General features: G+C 41.1%; 16 protein-coding genes. 10 read left to right on the top strand and 6 right to left on the bottom strand.

Translation table 11 applies throughout. The annotated features are described in order from the left end of the window. The first annotated feature begins 2 nt into the window (after positions 1–2). The 5 genes from NQU59_RS01855 to htpG all read left to right on the top strand — a co-directional run bounded on the left by NQU59_RS01855 (position 3) and on the right by htpG (position 5,928). On the top strand, positions 3–878 hold the full coding sequence (locus NQU59_RS01855; RefSeq protein WP_257064742.1) for an alpha/beta fold hydrolase: 876 nt from the start codon (positions 3–5) through the stop codon (positions 876–878). Between the two features lie 121 nt (positions 879–999). Then, entirely contained in the window at positions 1,000–2,421 is a 1,422-nt protein-coding gene (locus NQU59_RS01850) for a Na+/H+ antiporter family protein (RefSeq protein ID WP_005240151.1), read from the top strand. A 400-nt stretch (positions 2,422–2,821) separates the two neighbouring features. Beyond that, positions 2,822–3,406: an OmpW/AlkL family protein gene (locus NQU59_RS01845; RefSeq protein ID WP_005240149.1), complete on the top strand. Its 585-nt coding sequence runs from the start codon at positions 2,822–2,824 to the stop codon at positions 3,404–3,406. Positions 3,407–3,543: 137 nt separating this feature from the next. Then, a complete protein-coding gene (locus NQU59_RS01840; protein WP_257064741.1) occupies positions 3,544–3,894 on the top strand; it encodes a lysozyme inhibitor LprI family protein in 351 nt (116 codons plus the stop codon). 114 nt (positions 3,895–4,008) lie between these two features. Beyond that, a complete protein-coding gene (htpG, locus tag NQU59_RS01835) occupies positions 4,009–5,928 on the top strand; it encodes a molecular chaperone HtpG (RefSeq protein ID WP_257064740.1) in 1,920 nt (639 codons plus the stop codon). Between the two features lie 90 nt (positions 5,929–6,018). Here htpG and NQU59_RS01830 read toward each other — a convergent pair whose 3' ends face one another. The 4 genes from NQU59_RS01830 to NQU59_RS01815 all read right to left on the bottom strand — a co-directional run bounded on the left by NQU59_RS01830 (position 6,019) and on the right by NQU59_RS01815 (position 11,096). Continuing rightward, a complete protein-coding gene (locus NQU59_RS01830) occupies positions 6,019–6,915 on the bottom strand; it encodes a selenocysteine synthase (protein ID WP_096911331.1) in 897 nt (298 codons plus the stop codon). A 132-nt stretch (positions 6,916–7,047) separates the two neighbouring features. Continuing rightward, complete coding sequence (locus tag NQU59_RS01825) at positions 7,048–8,169, bottom strand: hypothetical protein (protein ID WP_005240134.1); 1,122 nt, start codon at positions 8,167–8,169, stop codon at positions 7,048–7,050. A gap of 226 nt (positions 8,170–8,395) precedes the next feature. Next, a complete protein-coding gene (locus tag NQU59_RS01820; RefSeq protein ID WP_257064739.1) occupies positions 8,396–9,814 on the bottom strand; it encodes a hypothetical protein in 1,419 nt (472 codons plus the stop codon). Between the two features lie 586 nt (positions 9,815–10,400). Continuing rightward, the gene (locus NQU59_RS01815) at positions 10,401–11,096 is read right to left on the bottom strand and encodes a DsbA family oxidoreductase (protein WP_257064738.1); all 696 of its coding nucleotides are present in this window, start codon (positions 11,094–11,096) and stop codon (positions 10,401–10,403) included. Between the two features lie 177 nt (positions 11,097–11,273). On the opposite strand from NQU59_RS01815, the gene NQU59_RS01810 reads away from it, so the two are divergent. The 3 genes from NQU59_RS01810 to NQU59_RS01800 all read left to right on the top strand — a co-directional run bounded on the left by NQU59_RS01810 (position 11,274) and on the right by NQU59_RS01800 (position 14,706). Beyond that, positions 11,274–12,023, top strand: a complete 750-nt coding sequence (locus tag NQU59_RS01810; RefSeq protein WP_096911332.1) for a hypothetical protein — start codon at positions 11,274–11,276, stop codon at positions 12,021–12,023. Positions 12,024–12,078: 55 nt separating this feature from the next. After that, on the top strand, positions 12,079–13,884 hold the full coding sequence (locus NQU59_RS01805; protein ID WP_257064737.1) for an ABC transporter ATP-binding protein: 1,806 nt from the start codon (positions 12,079–12,081) through the stop codon (positions 13,882–13,884). A 315-nt stretch (positions 13,885–14,199) separates the two neighbouring features. After that, positions 14,200–14,706 (top strand): hypothetical protein, encoded by a 507-nt coding sequence (locus NQU59_RS01800; RefSeq protein WP_257064736.1) that lies wholly within the window; start codon positions 14,200–14,202, stop codon positions 14,704–14,706. Positions 14,707–14,769: 63 nt separating this feature from the next. Here NQU59_RS01800 and fadA read toward each other — a convergent pair whose 3' ends face one another. Continuing rightward, on the bottom strand, positions 14,770–15,942 hold the full coding sequence (gene fadA, locus NQU59_RS01795) for an acetyl-CoA C-acyltransferase FadA (RefSeq protein ID WP_005240124.1): 1,173 nt from the start codon (positions 15,940–15,942) through the stop codon (positions 14,770–14,772). 12 nt (positions 15,943–15,954) lie between these two features. After that, a complete protein-coding gene (gene fadB / locus NQU59_RS01790; protein WP_005240121.1) occupies positions 15,955–18,108 on the bottom strand; it encodes a fatty acid oxidation complex subunit alpha FadB in 2,154 nt (717 codons plus the stop codon). Between the two features lie 394 nt (positions 18,109–18,502). On the opposite strand from fadB, the gene lpxO reads away from it, so the two are divergent. Both lpxO and NQU59_RS01780 read left to right on the top strand, forming a co-directional pair. Beyond that, complete coding sequence (gene lpxO / locus NQU59_RS01785) at positions 18,503–19,417, top strand: lipid A hydroxylase LpxO (protein WP_005240120.1); 915 nt, start codon at positions 18,503–18,505, stop codon at positions 19,415–19,417. 91 nt (positions 19,418–19,508) lie between these two features. Then, complete coding sequence (locus tag NQU59_RS01780; RefSeq protein WP_257064733.1) at positions 19,509–19,916, top strand: PH domain-containing protein; 408 nt, start codon at positions 19,509–19,511, stop codon at positions 19,914–19,916. Positions 19,917–20,025: the final 109 nt, after the last annotated feature.

Below are 20,025 nucleotides of genomic sequence, written 5' to 3'. Positions count from 1 at the left end.
TTATGCAAGCACAAGTAAAAACAGTGACGACCTCAGATCAGCAAACGCTTTGTGTGAAAACATGGGGTGATGAGAAAAAAACAGCTTTGGTTTTAGTCCATGGCTATCCAGACAATCAGGAAGTTTGGGAACCCATAATTGAGAAATTGCTAAATGATTATTATGTGGTGACTTACGATGTCCGAGGGGCAGGGCTTTCCTCAATTCCAAAACGGATTAAGGATTATCGTTTACCACGCCTGTCTTTGGATTTACAAGAAGTGGTGGATCAAGTCCTACCCAACCGAAATTTCCATATGGCTGCGCATGACTGGGGGTCTCTACAGTCGTGGGAATCGGCAACTGAGCCAAAATTAAAAGGCCGTTTGTTGTCTTATACGACGATTTCAGGCCCCTGTTTGGATCATGCGTCTTTATATCTACGTGAGAAATTTAAATCAGCACCGAGCAATGTATTGAAAATGCTGACTAAATCTTGGTATATCGGAGCTTTCCATCTGCCTTTGGTTGCACCAACAGTATGGACCTTCTTCAGTCCAGAGAAATGGGGCAAGATTTTAAGCGGATTGGAAAAGAAGAAAGATTTGCCATTGAATGCCAATATTGTTGCAGATGGGAAATATGGCATTAATCTGTACCGTGCCAACTTTATTCCTTCTTTAACTCAGCCTCGTCAACGTTATGCACAATGTCCTGTACAAGCGATTGTATTACAGCGTGATGCCTTTGTTAGTCCAGAGTACATTACCGAATCGATGCCAAAATGGGTGGAACAATTTGAATATGTTGAGCTTGATGCCAATCACTGGGCAGTACTGAGCCAACCAGAAAAAATTGCTGAACTGATCCATCAATTCGTGCAACGCCAAGCAGCTTAAGGCTTTCGTAGAATAATTAAGCTAAAAATCACTTGAGATGCGTTACAATTCGGCGATATTTTCAGCTTCATGATTATGAATCTGCTAGAATGTCGCCTTTTCTTTGCTCCTAAAATTGTTCATGAATGCTGTCGTAATTGCGATTGCCGTGATGTTTATTTTGTCACTGGCACGCGTTTCTGTTGTTCTCACATTAGTGATTTCAGCCATTATTGGCGGCTTGGTCGCAGGTCTAAGTCTTTCCCAAACCGTAGAAGCATTTAATGCGGGCTTAGGTGATGGCGCTGAAGTTGCCTTGGCTTATGCCGTGTTAGGCGCATTTGCCTTGGCACTGTCCAAGTCTGGTTTACCTGATTTACTGGCGCATAAACTGATTGGTTTATTGGGGATGGAAGCAGGTAAAAATCAGCAAAGAAAGGTGAAATATCTATTATTAACGATTTTGCTGATCGCTGCGATTTTCTCTCAGAACTTGATTCCTGTGCATATTGCCTTTATTCCAGTCTTGGTTCCCCCTTTACTGAAAGTGATGAACCATTTAAAGCTGGATCGACGTGCGGCAGCCTGTGTCATGACTCTGGGTTTAGTCGGAACTTATATTTTCCTACCTGTGGGGTTTGGTGCAATTTTCCTTGAACAGATTCTGATGGGCAATATCAATAAAATAGGGGCTGCCTATGGTCTGCATGTTGAGCGAGGCATGATGCCAATCGGCATGGCAATTCCTGTTTTAGGTATGGTGCTTGGGACGCTGGTCGCTGTGTTTGTGAGTTATCGTAAGCCTCGTATTTATGTAGATCGTACCATTAACACAGTCAAAAGCATTGATCTGGACAAACCACTCAGAGCAACAGAACAACAAGAATATGACCTAAAAGCGGATGCAGAAGAGCTTAAACAAGAAGCTGAAAATGTCCCGTATATTTCCAAAAAAACCATGTTTATGGCTGTGCTTGCAATTGGCTTAACCTTGGTCGCACAGTTGTACTCAGGTTCAATGATTCTGGGTGGCCTAGTCGGTTTTGCGGTGTTGTCAGCATCCGGTATTTTTAAATGGCAAGATGCGGATGATGTGTTTGTACAAGGGATGCGTATGATGGCTCTGGTCGGCTTCATCATGATTTCTGCAGCAGGTTTTGCTTCAGTGATGACGCATACAGGCGATGTTACCCATCTGGTCAATGGGGTGGTGCATATCATTGGTGATAACCATGCTTTGGCGGCATTTCTCATGCTGTTTATTGGCTTATTTGTCACCATTGGCATTGGTTCATCGTTCTCAAGTGTACCTGTGCTGGCCGTGATTTATGTACCTTTGTGCGTACAGTTTGGTTTTTCACCGTTGGCGACCATTGCTTTAATTGGAACGGCTGCGGCTTTAGGTGATGCAGGCTCACCTGCATCAGATTCGACTTTGGGGCCAACGGCTGGTTTAGGTGTAGATGGTCAACATGATCACATTTGGGATACTGTTGTGCCGACTTTTATACACTTTAATATCCCATTGCTTATTTTTGGTTGGATTGCTGCGATGGTTTTATAATAAAAATGGCTCATTAAGAGCCATTTTTTTGATGAATTTAATTAAATTTTAAAATCTAAAAGATCAGTAAATGACATTTTTGTCTCTTTTTAATCTATTTTTATAATGTGGATTTAATATTAAGTTTTATGTGAATATATTTTTAAATCCTACTAAATTTATTTTTAATTGTGATGTTATTTTATTTCAATCTGATGAAAATACTAGGTTTTATAGTGGTTTAAGTAGACTTAAATAGTCGGTATTAATAATTATTACATATTTTAACAATTATATTTTATTAATATTCAATGCATTACAAAATAGATTTAAATGGTTGGAATTAATAACTATTGCATAATGTAAAAACACGTGTTTATTATGTTGAACAAGAACATAAATTGTTAAAGAGGTTGTTTTAATGTTAAAGAAAGCATTGGTTGTTGCATTATTGGGGTTATCTTCAACTGCATTTGCAGGGGGCTTTCAAGTTAAAGTGGGTGCAAGTTTAATTGATCCGACAGGGGATACAACAATTGCACCTGGCGCAACGGTAAAAGGCGATCATGAGTTTGCATTTACACCATCGATCGAATATTTCTTTGCTGATACACCATTTTCTGCTGAATTATTATTAGCAAATCCAATTCATCATGATGTGCTCTTAAATGGTGAGAAAGTTGCAAGTGTTAGCCAATTACCACCTACCATTACGGCCAAGTATAATTTTAAAAACTCAACACGTTTCACCCCTTATATCGGTATTGGTGGTACGGCTTTCATTCCGTGGAATGAAAAGGGTGTAGCAAAAGACGTAAAAGAAACATTTGGTTTTGCAGGTCAGCTTGGTTTTAATTTCCAGCCAGCCGATGCGAAAAACTGGGGCGTGTATGTGGATGTGCGTTATGCAGATTTAAGCCCGGAAGTTAAACTGGTGGATGGAACTAAATTTGACCTGGACCTTAACCCAGTTGTGTATACCTTAGGTTATAGCTACAAGTTCTAAGCTGAAGTAGCGTTTTTAAAAGCCTCACCTAGTGAGGCTTTTTGATTTTTGCAATTCCCATATAAAACAGATACAGGCGCTACACAGAGAGTTTTGTATGCTGAAAAATGATCACAAATAGAAATGAGCCATTTATAATGAAAAGATTAGTAACACCGATATTGCTGTGCTTGCCGCTGCTACTTGTGTCCCATGCGCAGGCAGCAAGTTATTCCTGTAAGGCAGCAAAATTAAAAGCTGAACAACAGATCTGTAATGATCGTGGTTTAAATGATGCTGATGTTAAATTGGCAACTACCTATCAAATTGTATTGCGTGCCCTCCCAATGGGTGGGCGTGATGCAGAAAAAGATCAGCAGTTGCAATGGTTGAAACAACGTAATTCCTGTGGTGCCAATGCACCGTGCCTTCGTCGTGCTTATGCACAGAGACAACAGCAGCTTGATCAGCTTTTACAAACACGGGTCTTGAGCCAAGGACCTTTCTAATTGTGCTTTTTGTGCGATTTTTACCTGAAAAATAACAATCAAGGATTGAAAAATCCAAGATATACACCATTCATAAATCATTCCAAAGATATAAGCCCGTATAAGGAGTGATTTATGAGTGAACAAGTGGCTCAAAATTATAGTTTCCAAGCTGAAGTTGCTCAGTTATTACATTTAGTGACGCATTCACTGTATTCCAACCCTGAAATTTTCTTACGTGAATTGATTTCCAATGCTTCAGATGCCTGCGATAAGCTGCGTTTCGAGGGGATTAATCATCCTGAATATTATGAAAATGATCCGGACTTACGCGTCCGTGTAATGCTAGATAAAGAGCATAAAACCTTAACCATTTCTGATAGTGGGATTGGTCTAAGCCAGCAAGAAGCGATTGATAACTTGGGTACCATTGCCAAATCAGGGACCAAAGACTTCATGTCTAAGCTGACAGGTGACCAAAAATCAGATGCGCAGTTAATCGGTCAGTTTGGGGTCGGTTTCTATTCAGGTTTTATTGTTGCCGATAAAATTACAGTTGAATCACGTCGTGCAGGTTTGGATGTAGCCGATGGTGTACGCTGGATCAGTGGTGGCACTGGCGAATTCGAAGTTCAGCAAATTGATAAAGCTACGCGTGGTACCGATATCATCCTGCATTTACGTGATGATGCACTGGATTATTTAGAATCTTGGAAAGTTAAACAAATCATCAATAAGTATTCAGACCACATCAGCTTGCCTATCGAAATGCAAAAAGAAGTCTGGCAAGAGGAAGAGGTTGCTGAAGGTGAAGAGCCTAAAGGCGGCCAAATGGTCAAGACCGATGACTGGGAAGCCATTAACTCTGCCAGTGCACTCTGGACACGCAGCAAGAGCGAAATCACCGATGAACAATACATCGAGTTCTATAAAAATTTGAGTCATGATTTTGCAGAACCGTTGGCTTGGGCACATAACCGCGTTGAGGGCAGCACCGAATATACGCAATTATTGTATATTCCAAGTCAGGCCAAACAGGATTTGTTTACCCGTGAAGCGAAGGCGGGCATTAAGCTGTACGTGAAACGTGTATTTATTTTGGATGAAGCGGATAATCTGATTCCAAACTATTTACGTTTTGTTCAAGGTGTAGTGGATAGTGCTGATTTACCACTGAATGTGAGCCGAGAATTGTTGCAGGAAAGCCGTGATGTGAAAACCATTCGTGAAGGCAATGCACGCCGTGTATTGACTTTAATTGATGGTTTGGCTAAATCGGAAGATGAGAAAGACCAAGCGAAATTCAAAACCTTCTATAGCGAATTTGGTTCAGTCTTGAAAGAAGGTTTGGGTGAAGACACAGGTAACCGTGAGCGTATCCTCAAATTATTGCGTTATGCGACTTCGAATAATGATGAGATCAGTACTTCTTTTGCGGACTATAAAGCACGTATGAAAGAAGGGCAGAAAGCCATCTATTATGTAACTGCAGATAGTTTAAGCGCTGCGAAAAACTCGCCACAACTGGAAGTGTTCAAGAAAAAAGGCATTGAAGTCTTACTCATGGCAGACCGTGTGGATGAGTGGGCTATGAACTTTGTGTTTGAGTTCGATGGTACGCCATTACAGAACGTGTCTAAAGGCGCAGTTGATCTGGGCGATCTGCAAGATGCTGAAGAGAAAAAGGCTTTAGAACAGGCCGCAGAACAGTTCAAACCTGTAGTTGATCGTTTAAGTAGCTCATTGAAAGACAAAACCAAAGAGGTACGGGTGACTACGCGTCTGGTAGATTCACCAGCATGTCTCGTCACCAGTGAAGGTGAGCTTTCTCCACAGCTGATTCGCATGCTCAAACAGGCAGGCCAAGCAGTGCCAGAAATTAAACCGACATTAGAAATTAATCCTGAACATCCGTTGGTGAAAAAACTGGAAAACTCAGCACAGTTTGATGATCTGGCTAATGTGATCTTTGATCAGGCAGTGATTGCTGAAGGGGGATTACCCGAGGATCCTGCAGCATATGTAAAACGGATTAATAGTTTGTTATTGAAATAAGCGGTTTGCTCAAGGACCTCTGCTTCGGCAGAGGTTTTTTTATGGGTATGGATAACTAGGAAGTTATCCACAGAGTTGTTGATATTATCCTCAAAAGTTCGCTTCAAAGCGCATTTGATAGCTGAAATGATTGTCCTGTTTATCCGCAGGCACATTGAAATAATTCAGATCATTTTGCATATAGAGCCAATTACGCCAAATCGGTCTTTTCCAGGAAAAATAAGGTCCCCATTGGTTAACCCGAAGTTCTTTCTTTTCATAATCACCTTCACTCACAATGCCATAGCTGAGATTGTCTTTGGATAAAAAGTGTAAGTTCTGAAAGGTACGGTTGCGCCAGATATAGTCCTCATCCTGTGTTTTAGACAGGTTGAATTGCGTTGAGAGTAGACTTTGTTGTTGCAATTTCTGAGTTAGATTGAAATTGGTTTCTGCATAATTCTTACTGGTGGAACCATAACGAAAGATTTGTGCTGTATCCAGATTGAGCCCTGAATGCAGAACCCATTGCTTCTTGGCAAGGAATTGCACATAAATATCGGTATCGGAATTCGAACCCAAATCAAGGTCATTGTTAAAGGGCAACCAACTTGAGATGGTACTCCAGCTGGCACTGAGTGGATTGGGGCGAATGATATTGTGATGTACCTTATGTTTAGTCGTTTTACCAAGCTTTTTCACGACTTGCGGCTGTTGCGCACGCTGTGCCAAGGAATCATCGCCAAAGACTACCATCAATTCATGACTCAGTTGGGTATTATAGTCTTGATCAGAGCTTGTTTCAGTTTGCGTCTCACAAATCAATGGATGGGTGCGAACAAGCTGCTTGGAAGTGTGCCAAGCTTGTTGATGTAACAACGAAACGGGCAAGCGCGTGATATGCCTGCTCCATGGGAATAACATTGGAAATAGGGGTGTCATTAAATAACCGAGACAGAGATTGCCTACAATCAAAACAAACACTACTAAAGCGTATCGTTGATACATGTTATGGTGAAGAAAAATAAAAGAAAATAAGCATAGCAGTTTAAGCTTAACCATTTATTGACACAGTCAATATTTTTGAAAAGACCCAATCGCAGATACGATTGGGTCTTGGTTAAACTTGTTGATCAAGTACTAAAATAAGGTTTCAAGCCGCACAAAGGTACTGACAAAATGGCTACGATCCTCACGATGATCATTAAAATAATTAAGGTCACCCTGTACATAGAACCATTCACGCCACAATGGTTGCCGCCAAGACACAAACGGCCCCCAGCTATTCAGGCGTAACTCGTTTTTATTGTAGTAGCCGCCAGTATAGAGTCCATAATTAAAATTATTATGGGCAAAGAATTGGTGTTGACGAAAAAGACGGTTATCCCACAACAGATCATCATCCTGTTTATCTGCATAGGTTAAGCTGAACTGATTAGATAAAAAAGGCTGATTTGGACGTGCGTGAATCAACTCTAAATTAGTTCTTAAATAGTTTTCACTACGACTGCCATAACGATAAATCTGTTCGGCATTAAAGCGAAAATCATTACGTAAATCCCAGTGTTTTTCTGCTCTTAAACGTAAATAAATATCGCTGCCTGAACGGATACCAATATCAGCATCGGTCTCAAAGGGAAGCTTTTTCGAGAAATTCGACCAACGTAAAGCCAATGAGCCATTGCTGTCCCGAGTTTGTTTAGAGTCAAATTTTTTACCTGGATCTTGATTCGGCTGATTATTGGTATTGGCAACATTGTTTTTAAACTCATCGTCTAGAGAATCATCACCAAACACGACACTGAATCTTTTTTCTAAAGTCGGTAACTTAATTTTACCGCGAATACGGGGTTTAATTTCATAGTTATCGTATTGGTTCCAATAATTGTCTAGCATGACGCGAATGGTGGCGGAGGCTGGATTTTCGGGATCTACATCGCCGAACCAATCATCAATCTTGATTGAGGTATGGTCTGCCCATTCACGGATATGACGTTGTTTTTTGTCAAACCAAGTCTTGTCTTCAGTTTCAGCCGTTGGAGGAACTGTAGGCTGGTCTGACTGCTCTGGAAATATGGTTGGCGTAGCGTCTACCCAGCGCGGGATATAGTCCAATGCATTTTCTGAGTTTTTTGCATTACTTGGTTGCAAGTTTTGAGATTCAGAATGGGTTTCTGCATTTGCAACACTTAAAGATCCGATCGATAGTGTCAGCAAAGCAAAAAAGATACGCGATGGTACTATTTGCTGTAAATTATTCATAATTAAGGCTTATCTATTGTTCTTATATTAACTTTTGATGATTAGGTTAATAAAATCAAGTATTAGACACAAAAAACAGCAATTTAGTCCTACAAAATGCGAGACATCATAAGCATTTAGTCCAATAGATAAGATTGAACATCACTCGGCTTATCGAAGGCATCTGCTCATCCTTGAGCCAGACTTTAATCTTGAATATTAAAGCGCTGAAGTGACTATGCCTAATTTAAGGTGATTTTGCGACCGTACTATTTTCCAAGGCCTGATATAGATCATGGACAGAAATCGGTTGCGGCAAATGGCTGATGACTTGCCGAATCAGTTGCCAGGTATAACCATCGGCACGATCTAACAATAAATAGGGATAAGCTTGATCTTCGTTAGAGAGCTTGACCCGTTCTAAGCCATGAATCACGCGAATTTTTTGACGTTCTCTGAGTAAAATCACAGGCGTGAAAAAGGTTGCAGCGGTTTCTTCAAAAGGAATAAATTTTTGTGTATTGATAAACGAGGCAGGAATATAGGGATACACGCGTTGATCACGTTGCCAAACTAAAGTGCCATTCATGATGCATTCATTAAATAAGCTTTCATGCTGGTGATAGTGTCGTTTAAAGTTAGTCCAACCGGTCTGGTGAATTGAACTGGTTCTGGTGTGACGTTGATCGGTATAAGCCTGTAAAACAGTGGTTGCATATTCAACACTGTGCGTGCCCACCAAAACAACATAATGGGAAAATTGCCCCTGTGCATAGAGTTGCTCAGCAATAAAAATTTGTGCTGAGCCCCAGAGTGGCTGTGCTTCATTTTCGGCTTTGAGATAGAGCCAGTCGATTTTAATATTTTGATCAATCTCGTTATGCAGATCGACCCGATACAGTGACGGGAAAGTGCGCGCATCTACGCGTTCCAATCGGCATAGTAAACCATCCAGACTAAAATCATTTAAAGCCAATGGTTGGGCTTTATTCAAGTTGGCTGAAGGAAGGGTGCCTTGCCTAAATCCAGGTTTTACACGGGGTGTCGGCTGCGTCGATGGTGTCACTGCTGCGGGCTGAATTTTTTCTTGAATAATCGCATCCAGCTGTGACTGAAAGTTTTTGCTTTGCTGTTTAATCAGGGAGAGGCTGTCTTGATTTAAGTTTTCAATCTCTTCAGCTGGAGTGGCCTCTAAAACAGGAATCAGGTTTTGCAATTCATGGTCAGTTTTCACATATTCACTGGCATGTTTTTGTAGCCATTGCAGCGCATCTTGTGACTTGCTCAACCAAGGACTTTTCAGGAAGGACAAGGCAGGGCGAATGACCCAGACTTGCCAGTGCTGTCCTTGACGTAATGCCGCCCAGCCCATATCCGCTGAAGCAAACAAGGCATTTTCTACACGACCCATAAAATTATAGGTACCACGATAGGTCATGGCATAGCCATATTCAGCTAAGTCGTCAGCCGAAAACTCTTCATTGAGAATAAACTCTTTGAATGGGCTGAGTTGATCCTGGAAGGTTGGATCGTCGCAAGATGCGCAGATATCTTTGATACGTTGTTTTGATTTGGCAATTTCAAAAAGTGATGTTTTATCATCATTCAGCCCGTCGACGAGGGTCTTGAGCTCATCAACCAAGAGTGCTTTCTCTAATACGTCCATCGATTGTTTCCTTAGAGATAGGCTTGAGCCTGTTTTAAATCATAAATACGGAAAAGTGACAGTAATCTGAATCGTTTGTAATCAATTATAGTGGGCAAAGTGTGCTGTTTTACGGGTGTGACAACTGCTCTAATCTATGACTCTCGGTGTTTGATAATCAGAGTAGATCCAGGATTTAAAGCTTGTATTTTCATCACAAAAGATTGTCACTTTATGACGATTATAGAAGAAAAAGAGACAAAATCTATAGCGGTCAAGTTAGTCAAAATTTTCCTTTGCATATGCTAAATCGAGATATTCATCATGGTTTGTCTTTGAAAATAAAAACATTTTAAAAGAATGAATCGGATTAGTAGATCATAAGGTCGAAATTTATCTATAAATTTTTGGGTGAGTTGTGATCACTTTCACATATCTATTGGTGAAAAGTTCAGCAAATAAAAAACGAGCTTTGGAAAAATGTTGATAACAAGCGATAAACGGTGTTTTTTGAGATAAACGACTGAAATAAAAAGAAATATTAAACTACATATATAAAAAACCGCTTCGAGCTACACAACGAAGCGGTTTTTGAGATCAGTTGAAATTAAGATTTAATTTCGCATTGATCATCGTTGCATTGGGCTGCATCTGTTTGTTCAATCTCTTCTGGAGAAGCGGATTGTGCCTGCTGTAATGCTTGCAAGAAAATCTCGCGGGGTTGTGCACCAGAGAGTGCTAGTTTTTGATCAAAGACAAAGAAAGGAACCCCAGTGACTTTTAGCTGTTCATGGGCGATTTGTTCATCATGGCGTACAAAATCTGCCAGTTCATCCGAATCCAGTACATACTCAACTTCAGCATTGTCTAAGCCAATACGTGAGGCAATTTCTTCAACCACTTCACGTTCACCAATCGCGAGTCCTTCAGTCATATACGCATGGAAGAAGGCTTCTTCTGCTTCATTGCCTAAGCCTTTGCTTTGGGCAAGATGAATAATACGGTGTGCATTAAAACTATTACCTGAATTGGCTTTCTGCCACTGGAAATCGATGCCTTCTGCGGCTGCCATGGCTGCAACATTACGCTCCATTTCTTCCATCTCGGCATAACTACGACCGTATTTCTGCGCTAAACGTTCAGTGTTTGAGGTTTCATGTTTTGCTGGCGCATTGGGATCTAACTCAAAACTATGCCAGTGAATATCCAGCTCAATACCAGCTTCTTCAGCAACATGTTCAAGACGTTTTTTACCGATATAACAAAATGGACAGACCACATCTGACCAAATATCTACACGCATAGCAGCTCTCTTCAATTTTACTTAATCAGATAATAGGGGCGAAGCTCATGAATTTAAAGCGATGAATATGTAATGCTCCGTTACGAGAAATGAAATAAAAAGGGCTATAACTGCATGTGTTTTATGGATTAAACTGGCTAAACAACATAAAAAAATATAATGAAACTTGGAGGCTGTATGCGCCGTTTTTTAATTTTTCTTACAATTGTCGTGCTTGGTATCGGTTCATTCTTCTTTTATCAACATATCCTAAAACAACGTGCCATCAATAATCAGCAGATGTTTGAGGTGGTAATGTCCGAGAAAATGCGCGAACTTTATGATCAGGCGCAAGACTGGTCAACGCCTGTACAACTGGATATCCATGATCAGCGTTTATCTGGCGATTATAAATTGATGTCTGAGTTTCTGCTGAACTATTGGATGCAGAATGTAGAAGCGCGTAATCGTTATTTACGTGAACTGAAAGCCGCCCATTGGGATACTTTTTTAGATGTTGAACGCTTAGACCAAGACCGCAAACAGGGCTATAAAGACACTGAGCAAATGTTTGTGGCGGTGCGTAAAGCATCTGCTGAATATGAACAAGCACGACAACAGATTCAGATGCATTCAATGCAGCAAGCAAAAAGTTTGGCGATTCACAATGAAATGAGAGCCTCACTGCAAGCCAAACTGGAGCATAACCTGAAGGCAGACAAAGCTCATGATATCTTCCCGATTGAACAGCAGATTATGGAAAAAGCACAGGCCATGTTTGATATGTTGAAGCAATATCCGTGGCAGAGAAAAGATAAAACCATTTTGTTCCGAGAGACCGCTCAAGTGAAAAAATTCAATGGGCTCTATCAAGATGTGTTAAAGCTGAATGCCAAGATGGAGAAAATTAAACAAAATAATGCTGAGGTATTAGACGAAGAATTGTAATACCAATTGACCAAGTCCACAGAGTGTACTCAGAACACAGGTAGAAGATTCAAATATGAATTTATGGCAATTGTTTCTTAAAGTTAGACCTTTTGTATTGCCTTATAAGTGGCTGGTTGCAGTCACATTAGTGCTGACCTTGATTGGCGCCTTAACGGCACAGGTCAATGCGCTGACCTTGCAATATGCGGTAGATCAGATCAATGCTGTGGTTGAGTCTGGACAGGGTTTGACTGCTGGATTGCATATTTTGATCACCATCAGCGTGATTTTATTGAGTAAAGAAGTGCTGAATATTTTTATTCAGTTCGGACAAAAGTTTTTTGGCGAGAAATTACGCATTTTGATTTCACAAGATGTGGCACAGTCGATCATTGTGAAGTTTCTACAATATCGTCTGGCCTTCTTTACCCAAGATGACAATCAGGCAGGGAAATTACAAACCCGGATTGATCGCGGCATAGGTTCGATTACCCGACTGGTACAAATCTTCTTTATTGATATTTTTCCTTTGTTTAGTAGTGCCATTATTGCCCTGTGTCTGATGTTCTATGCCAACTTCTGGATAGGATTGGTGGCTTTGAGTATTGTGCCGATTTATTTCTGGATTACCTTTAAACAGGCACAGAAACTCAGTGGTACACGCCGTAATTTACGTGATGGCCGGGAGCGTAAAAGTCAGGGGACTTTAAGTATCATTCAGTCGATTACGGTGATTAAGTCATTTAACCGAGAGCAAATTGAAGCTGAAAAGCAACTGACCTTACAAAAACAGCTGACTGATGATCAGATGCGGACTCGTCAGCTGAGTTTTCTGTTTGATGGACTCAAAACCTTTATTGAACAGATTGGCGTGGTGTTTATTATCATTCTAACGGCCTATTTTGGTCTGGTCGGTGATATGAGCATTGGCATGATCATGTTTCATATCTTGCTCTTTAATAATGTTTCCGCCCCGATTCGCTCTCTGCATCGAATCTATGATGAAGTCAATGATGCAATGATTTATGCGGAAAGCTTTTTCAAGATTCTTGAAGCGGATGATGAAATAGAAACCTCTGGGCAACTAAAACCTCAGCCACTGACAGGCAAGTTTGAATTAAAGCAGCTTAATTTTTTCTATCCCAATGGTTTTCATGCATTGAAAGATATTAACCTGACCATTCAGCCGAATAAGATCACAGCATTGGTGGGTTTATCTGGCGCAGGTAAATCGACGTTGATTAGCCTACTGGATAAATTCTATTTACCGCAGTCCGGAGAAATTCTACTAAATGGAACGTCATTAACAGAGATTGATACTCAATATTTGCGTGATCATATTGGCCTCGTCCTACAAAAAAATCATATTTTTCAGGGTACGATTGAGGAAAATATCCGTTATGGCAAGATGAATGCCACACAGGATGAGATTATCCTTGCTGCGAAAAAAGCTTCGATTCACGAGCAGATTCTTAAACTACCGCAGGCCTATCAATCTGATGCCTTATTGCTCTCAGGTGGGCAACAACAGCGTATTGCGATTGCCCGCATGTTCCTGAAAAATCCGCCGATTATTTTTCTGGATGAACCTACGGCCAGTCTGGATGCGATTGCCACTGAACAGATCAAGCATAGTCTGGATGAAATTAAGCAGGGGCGGACGGTGATTATTATTTCACATAGCCTGTCACAGATTATTGATGCCGATTATACCTATGTGATGCAGGATGGCAGGATCGTGGAACATGGCGAGCATCATCAGCTGTATCAGCAACAAGGCGTCTATAAGGGTATCTTTGACGCGATGGCCAAGAGCTTAAATATCGAAAAGATTTCTAAAACCTTTGAAGGCGATGATGAAGAGGAAACCCATAGTTAGCAATGCTTCATCTTATTTGGCCTAACGTTGAACTGAAGACCGAGCAAAAATCTTGTCAGCAGCTTGGAAACTGGAAATAAAACAATATGAATCCCTATGAATTTCAGAGGCTTTTGATTTTCTCTAAGTACCCGTGTTTTCACGATTTAAAAAATTTTATAGACAAGATTGCTTGAGATAGGACATAAAGTTGAGTGATATTTACCGTTTATCCGACCTCTACTGAATCAAATTTAAGTTTGCTGTAGCCTATTCTATAGATGCTTTTATTTAACTCATGATGTTCTTATGGATGAGGGATGTTTGGAGCAAGAGATGAATTTTCTAAAACGATCTGTGCTGACAACTGCACTGGTTTTTATGGGCTTGCCGGCAGTTCATGCCAATGATGAGGTGACCTCATTGCCGACCATTCGGGTCATGGCTGAATCTGAATTACGTGAAGAAGTGGGATTTGTTCCCTTTCAAGAAGACAAGCAGGTTCGTCAGGCACTGCAGCATTATGTTTATAAGCTCAATAATGATATGCAGAATGCAGGCGTGAGTGAAAGTCCACTGATTGTCAACTATCAGCCAGTGGCAGCACAGCCAGATCTGACCCAATATTCTCCGATTTTGCAGCAATATATTTTAGCGGTTGCTTCGGGTTTACAGTCATCTGACCCAACTAATGGCGTTTTTAAAATGCTGGAACCTTTGAATATCAATCGAAATAATATTGATGGGATTCGTAATGGTACGATTAAGTTGAATACCGATGATATTTTGCGCTTGCAACAGCAAATTCAAGATGGGCTAAGAGGCTTTAAACAGCCATATTAAATCATCCGATTGAATAAATAAAAATCCCCGCATTTAGCGGGGATTTTTCTATCTCAGTGTTGATTAAACACGTTCGATAATAGTCGCGATACCTTGACCAAGGCCGATACACATGGTCGCAAGACCAATTTGTGTATCTTGTTGTTCCATCACGTTCAACAAGGTTGTTGTGATACGTGCACCTGAACAGCCCAATGGGTGACCCAATGCAATCGCACCACCATTCAAGTTGATGATGTCTTGCTTGTCATAAACGCCTAAGCCTTTCATGACTGATAAGCCTTGAGCAGCAAATGCTTCGTTTAATTCGATAGTCTGGATATCCGCCATCGTTAAACCAGCACGTTTCAGCGCTTTTTGAGTTGCTGGTACTGGACCATAACCCATGATCGCCGCATCACAACCTGCAATGGCCATTGAACGAATCACGGCACGTGGTTTTAAACCCAATGCTTGAGCACGTTCAGCAGACATAAGCAACATTGCAGATGCGCCGTCAGAAAGCGCAGAAGACGTTGCTGCTGTGACTGAACCACCTTTAGGATCAAACACTGGTTTCAATGCTTTGAATGCTTCAAGGTTAGCATCAGGACGAATCACTTCGTCGATGTCGCAAAGGATTTTGAAGCCATTGGCATCGTGGCCTTCAACACCGACGATTTCGTTTTTGAAACGACCTTCTTGAGTTGCAGCCCACGCACGACGGTGAGATTCAACACCGAATGCATCCTGCTCTTCACGAGAAATGCCATTCATACGACCTAACATTTCAGCGGTTAAGCCCATCATGTTCGATGCTTTAGCATAGTGCTTAGATGCTTCTGGGTTCAGGTCGATGCCATGCATCATACCTACGTGGCCCATGTGCTCTACACCACCGATGATGAACACATCACCTTGATTGGTCGCAATCTGTGCAGCAGCCGTGTGGATGGCTTGCATAGAAGAACCACATAAACGGTTTACCGTTTGGCCACCAGCAGTTTTAGGAATATCAGCCAATAAACCAATGTTACGAGCAATGTTCATACCTTGCTCTAAAGTTTGGTTGACACAGCCCCAGATTACGTCTTCAACTTCATTGGTATCAAACGGGTTACGAGCAACAAGTGCACGTACTAATTCAGCAGATAAACTGTCGGCACGTACATTGCGGAACATACCGTTACGTGATTTGCCCATGGCAGAACGAACGCCATCAACAATCACAACGTCACGTGGATTTAAAGTAGCCATTCACGTCGCTCCTTAACCGTAGAATTTTGTGTTGTTAGCAGCCATGTCACGCAACATTTGTGGCGCTTCATAAGCCTTACCTAAGTGTGCATATTTGTCGCAAAGCGCAACGTATTCAGCAACACCTGTTTGGTCGATGTAACGGCATGGACCACCGCGGAATGGAGGGAAACCAACACCCATAATCATCGCCATATCTGCTTCTGCAGCAGTTGCTACGATCTTGTCTTCCAAGCAACGAACGGTTTCGTTACAGAAAGCCAGCATCATACGGTCAATGATTTCCTGGCTATCAAACTCACGTTTTTCACCAGTCACGAAAGGTGCAATGATTTCGTATGCTGTTGGATCAACAGTTTTCGTTTTCTTACCTTTCTTGTCTAACACGTATTTGTAGAAACCAACGTCATTCTTTTGACCCAGACGTTTGGCTTCATACATTGCTTCGATCGAACCTTTGTAGTCTGGCTTCATACGGTCAGGGAAACCTTCTGCCATCACTTCTGCGCCATGAACACCTGTATCGATACCCACAACGTCGATCAAGTATGCAGGGCCCATTGGCCAGCCGAATTTCGCCATCACATTGTCTACTTGTTGGAAATCCGCACCATCTTTCACAAGAAGGTCGAATGCACCAAAGTAAGGGAACAATACACGGTTCACCAAGAAGCCTGGGCAGTCGTTAACAACGATTGGTGTTTTACCCATTTTTTGAGCGAGCACTACAGTTGTTGCGATTGCTTCTTCTGACGTCTTTTCACCACGAATCACTTCAACCAGTGGCATCATGTGTACTGGGTTAAAGAAGTGCATACCTACAAAGTTTTCAGGACGTTGTAATGCTTTCGCTAAACGGGTAATTGAAATCGTAGAGGTATTAGATGCAATGATCGTATTTTCACGAACATGCTTTTCAGTGTCAGCAAGTACGATTTCTTTTACTTTTGGATTTTCAGTCACGGCTTCGATCACGATATCCACTTCTTTAAACTCGTCATAGCTTAAAGTTGGACGAATGCGAGCCAGTGTTTCACCCATTTGCGCAGGTTTCATTTTCTTGCGCTCAACTTGCTTGGTCAGCAAGTTATTTGCTTCTTGCATACCGAGTGCAAGTTGCGGGTTACCAATGTCTTTCATGATGATTGGTGTGCCTTTGCTTGCCGCTTGGTAAGCAATACCACCACCCATGATACCCGCACCTAATACAGCCGCTTGGTTGACTGGGTGAGCACCTTTCTCATATTTTTTCGCAGTTTTCTTCACCACTTGGTCATTGATGAATAAACCAATCAATGCGCCTGCTTGTGGGGTAATCGCTGCTTTGGCAAAACCTTGAGCTTCAGCTTTTAATGCGTCATCACGAGTTGAGTTCGCACCTGCTTGTAATGAATCAAGCAATAGTTTTGGGGCAGGGTATTGCGCAGGATTTGCTTTTGCAAGTACCGCACCTTTTGCCGTATTGAACGCCATCATTTGTTCAAGCGGGTTCAATTTGATTGCATCTAATTTTTCTTGACGCTTGGCTTTCCAGTTCAAACGGCCAGCAAGTGCTTGTTTAACCAGATCAACAGCAGCTTCTAGTAATTTGTCAGCAGCAACAACCGCATCTACAGCACCGTCTTTTAGCGCAGCAGCTGGTTTTTTCGGGTTCGCCATTGCCATCCATTCAACGGCATTGTCGATACCGATTAAACGGCTTAAACGGACACTACCACCAAAACCAGGATAGATCCCCAATTTGATTTCTGGTAAACCGACTTGTGCTTGTTCTGACATCACGCGGTAGTCACAAACCAAGCACATTTCAAAACCGCCACCGAGCGCTGTACCATTGATTGCAGCAACTTTAGGTAGATCTAAGTCTTCAAAACTGTTGAAGATTTCATGTACAGGCATAAGCCAATCAACGATCGCTTGCTCACCCGCAGCGAAGTTATCGCCAAACTCAGTGATATCAGCACCAACGATAAAAGTTGATTTGCCAGAGGTAACAACTAAGCCTTTAATCTCTTTATTGGCTTTTACTGCAGCAATTGCTGCTTGGAAGTCTTCGATGGTTGCGCGGTTAAATTTATTGACCGACTCACCTTGTAAGTCAAAGCGGAATTCTGCAATTCCGTCCGCAAGCATTTGGACGGTAATGGCATTGCCAGCGTGGATCATGCCTGATCTCCCTTGTTGTGGAGGATTCTGAGTTGATGTCATAAAGCGTATGTACAGTGATGCACACAAAAAATGCTTCGCTAATCTTACGATAACTATATCCAAAAAGGACATAACAAGTTGTATCAAGCCGTGACGCTAGGGTCATCAATTTATTGTAAGCTGGGATTTGAATTGCTAAATCATGAATAAAAATAAATTTTTTGTGCGAAATAGAGTGTTTACTCCTTGATTGTGATCAGGAATTTGCAAGGTGCTTTGTCCGATTTAGGTAACCTAAATTGGTATTTAAGTCGACAAGTTTGTTAGAATAGCAGGCTTATTTTTGTGTGCGATTTTGACATTTGGTTATCAAATTGGCATTTGGTTTTCAGCTAAGAAGATAGAGTAATCTATGATTAAGTGGATCATATTAGCGATTTTTATCATATCTGCGTTGTATATTCAGCGCCGTGGTAAAGTAAAGCATTCGTTTTATCGTCAGTTTTTTGACCATTCGACGATTCTCGCACCGATTAATTTTTTAATGTACATGTTTTCCAAAGTGCCGAATCAACCGTATATCGACACCCAGCATTTTCAGGACTTAAAAGTTCTGGATGAAAACTGGGAAATGATTCGTGATGAAGCCAAAGCGCTGTATGATAAAGGGGGGATTAAGGCCTCAAGTACTTATGATGACTTGGGCTTTAACTCTTTCTTTAAAACAGGCTGGAAACGTTTCTATTTGAAGTGGTATGACTCTGCGCATCCATCTGCAGCTGAGCTTTGCCCAAAAACGACTGCTTTATTGAAGACTTTACCAACGATCAAAGCTGCGATGTTTACGGAACTGGCACCAGACAGCCGTTTGGTGCGTCACCGTGACCCTTACGCAGGTTCATTGCGTTATCACTTAGGTTTAATCACTCCGAATGATGATCGCTGTTTTATTGATGTGGATGGCGAGCGTTATTCTTGGCGTGATGGTGAGAGTGTGGTGTTTGATGAAACCTATATTCACTATGCGGAAAATACCACTGACCAAAACCGTATCATCTTCTTTGCCGATGTTGAACGTCCATTAAAAACCCGTTTTATGGAAAAGTTTAATCACTGGTTTGGTAAAAAAGTCATGACTGCGGCAAGTTCACCCAATGAAGCAGGCGACCAGACAGGTGGTTTAAATAAAGCTTTTGGTTATGTCTATCAGATTCGGATCAAGGCAAAAGCATTAAAAGCATCGAACCGCTCACTATACTACTTCTTGAAGTGGTTCATTATGCTAGGTCTCTTCTTCCTTATTTTTATTCGTCCTTATGTCTTTTAAGTCTGGATAAAATCAACGCCCGTAAGGGCGTTTTTTATGAAATATGGCATAGAATAGTTTTAATTCATCACAATTTATTTTGAAAAAATCTATGCAAACATTTCGTTCTAAAATTGATTGGTGGTTGTGGGGAATCGTGATTGCAACAACAGGTTTGTTATTGCAATTGTTATGGACGATGTATCTGAAAGGTACGCTACAGGAATATCCTGAGCATACGGTTGTACATTTTCTGACGATTGCCTGCCTGTGGTGGCCGATATTGAATACCCGTTATATCGTGACCGAACAACATTTAATTATCCGTTCAATGTTGTTTAAATGGCAGATCAATAAGTCAGACATCCTCAAAATCTCTGCGAGTCATAATTTAATTTCATCTCCTGCTTTATCTTTAGATCGTTTACGTATCGATTATCAAAAAAATGGAGTTACAAGCCATATTTTGGTTTCACCTAAAGATAAACAAGCTTTTTGTCAGGCATTACAAGTAATTTAGACGTGCATCCCTAATTCTATTTTTTGAAACTTGGATAAAAACTATATTTTAAATTTATGCTTGTTTATTACGCTTTGTTTTTTTTTGCTATTATATCAATTGGATAAAT

The organism is Acinetobacter colistiniresistens (assembly GCF_024582815.1).
Taxonomy (GTDB): Bacteria; Pseudomonadota; Gammaproteobacteria; order Pseudomonadales; family Moraxellaceae; genus Acinetobacter.
This window is presented reverse-complemented; position numbering and strand designations above follow the sequence as displayed.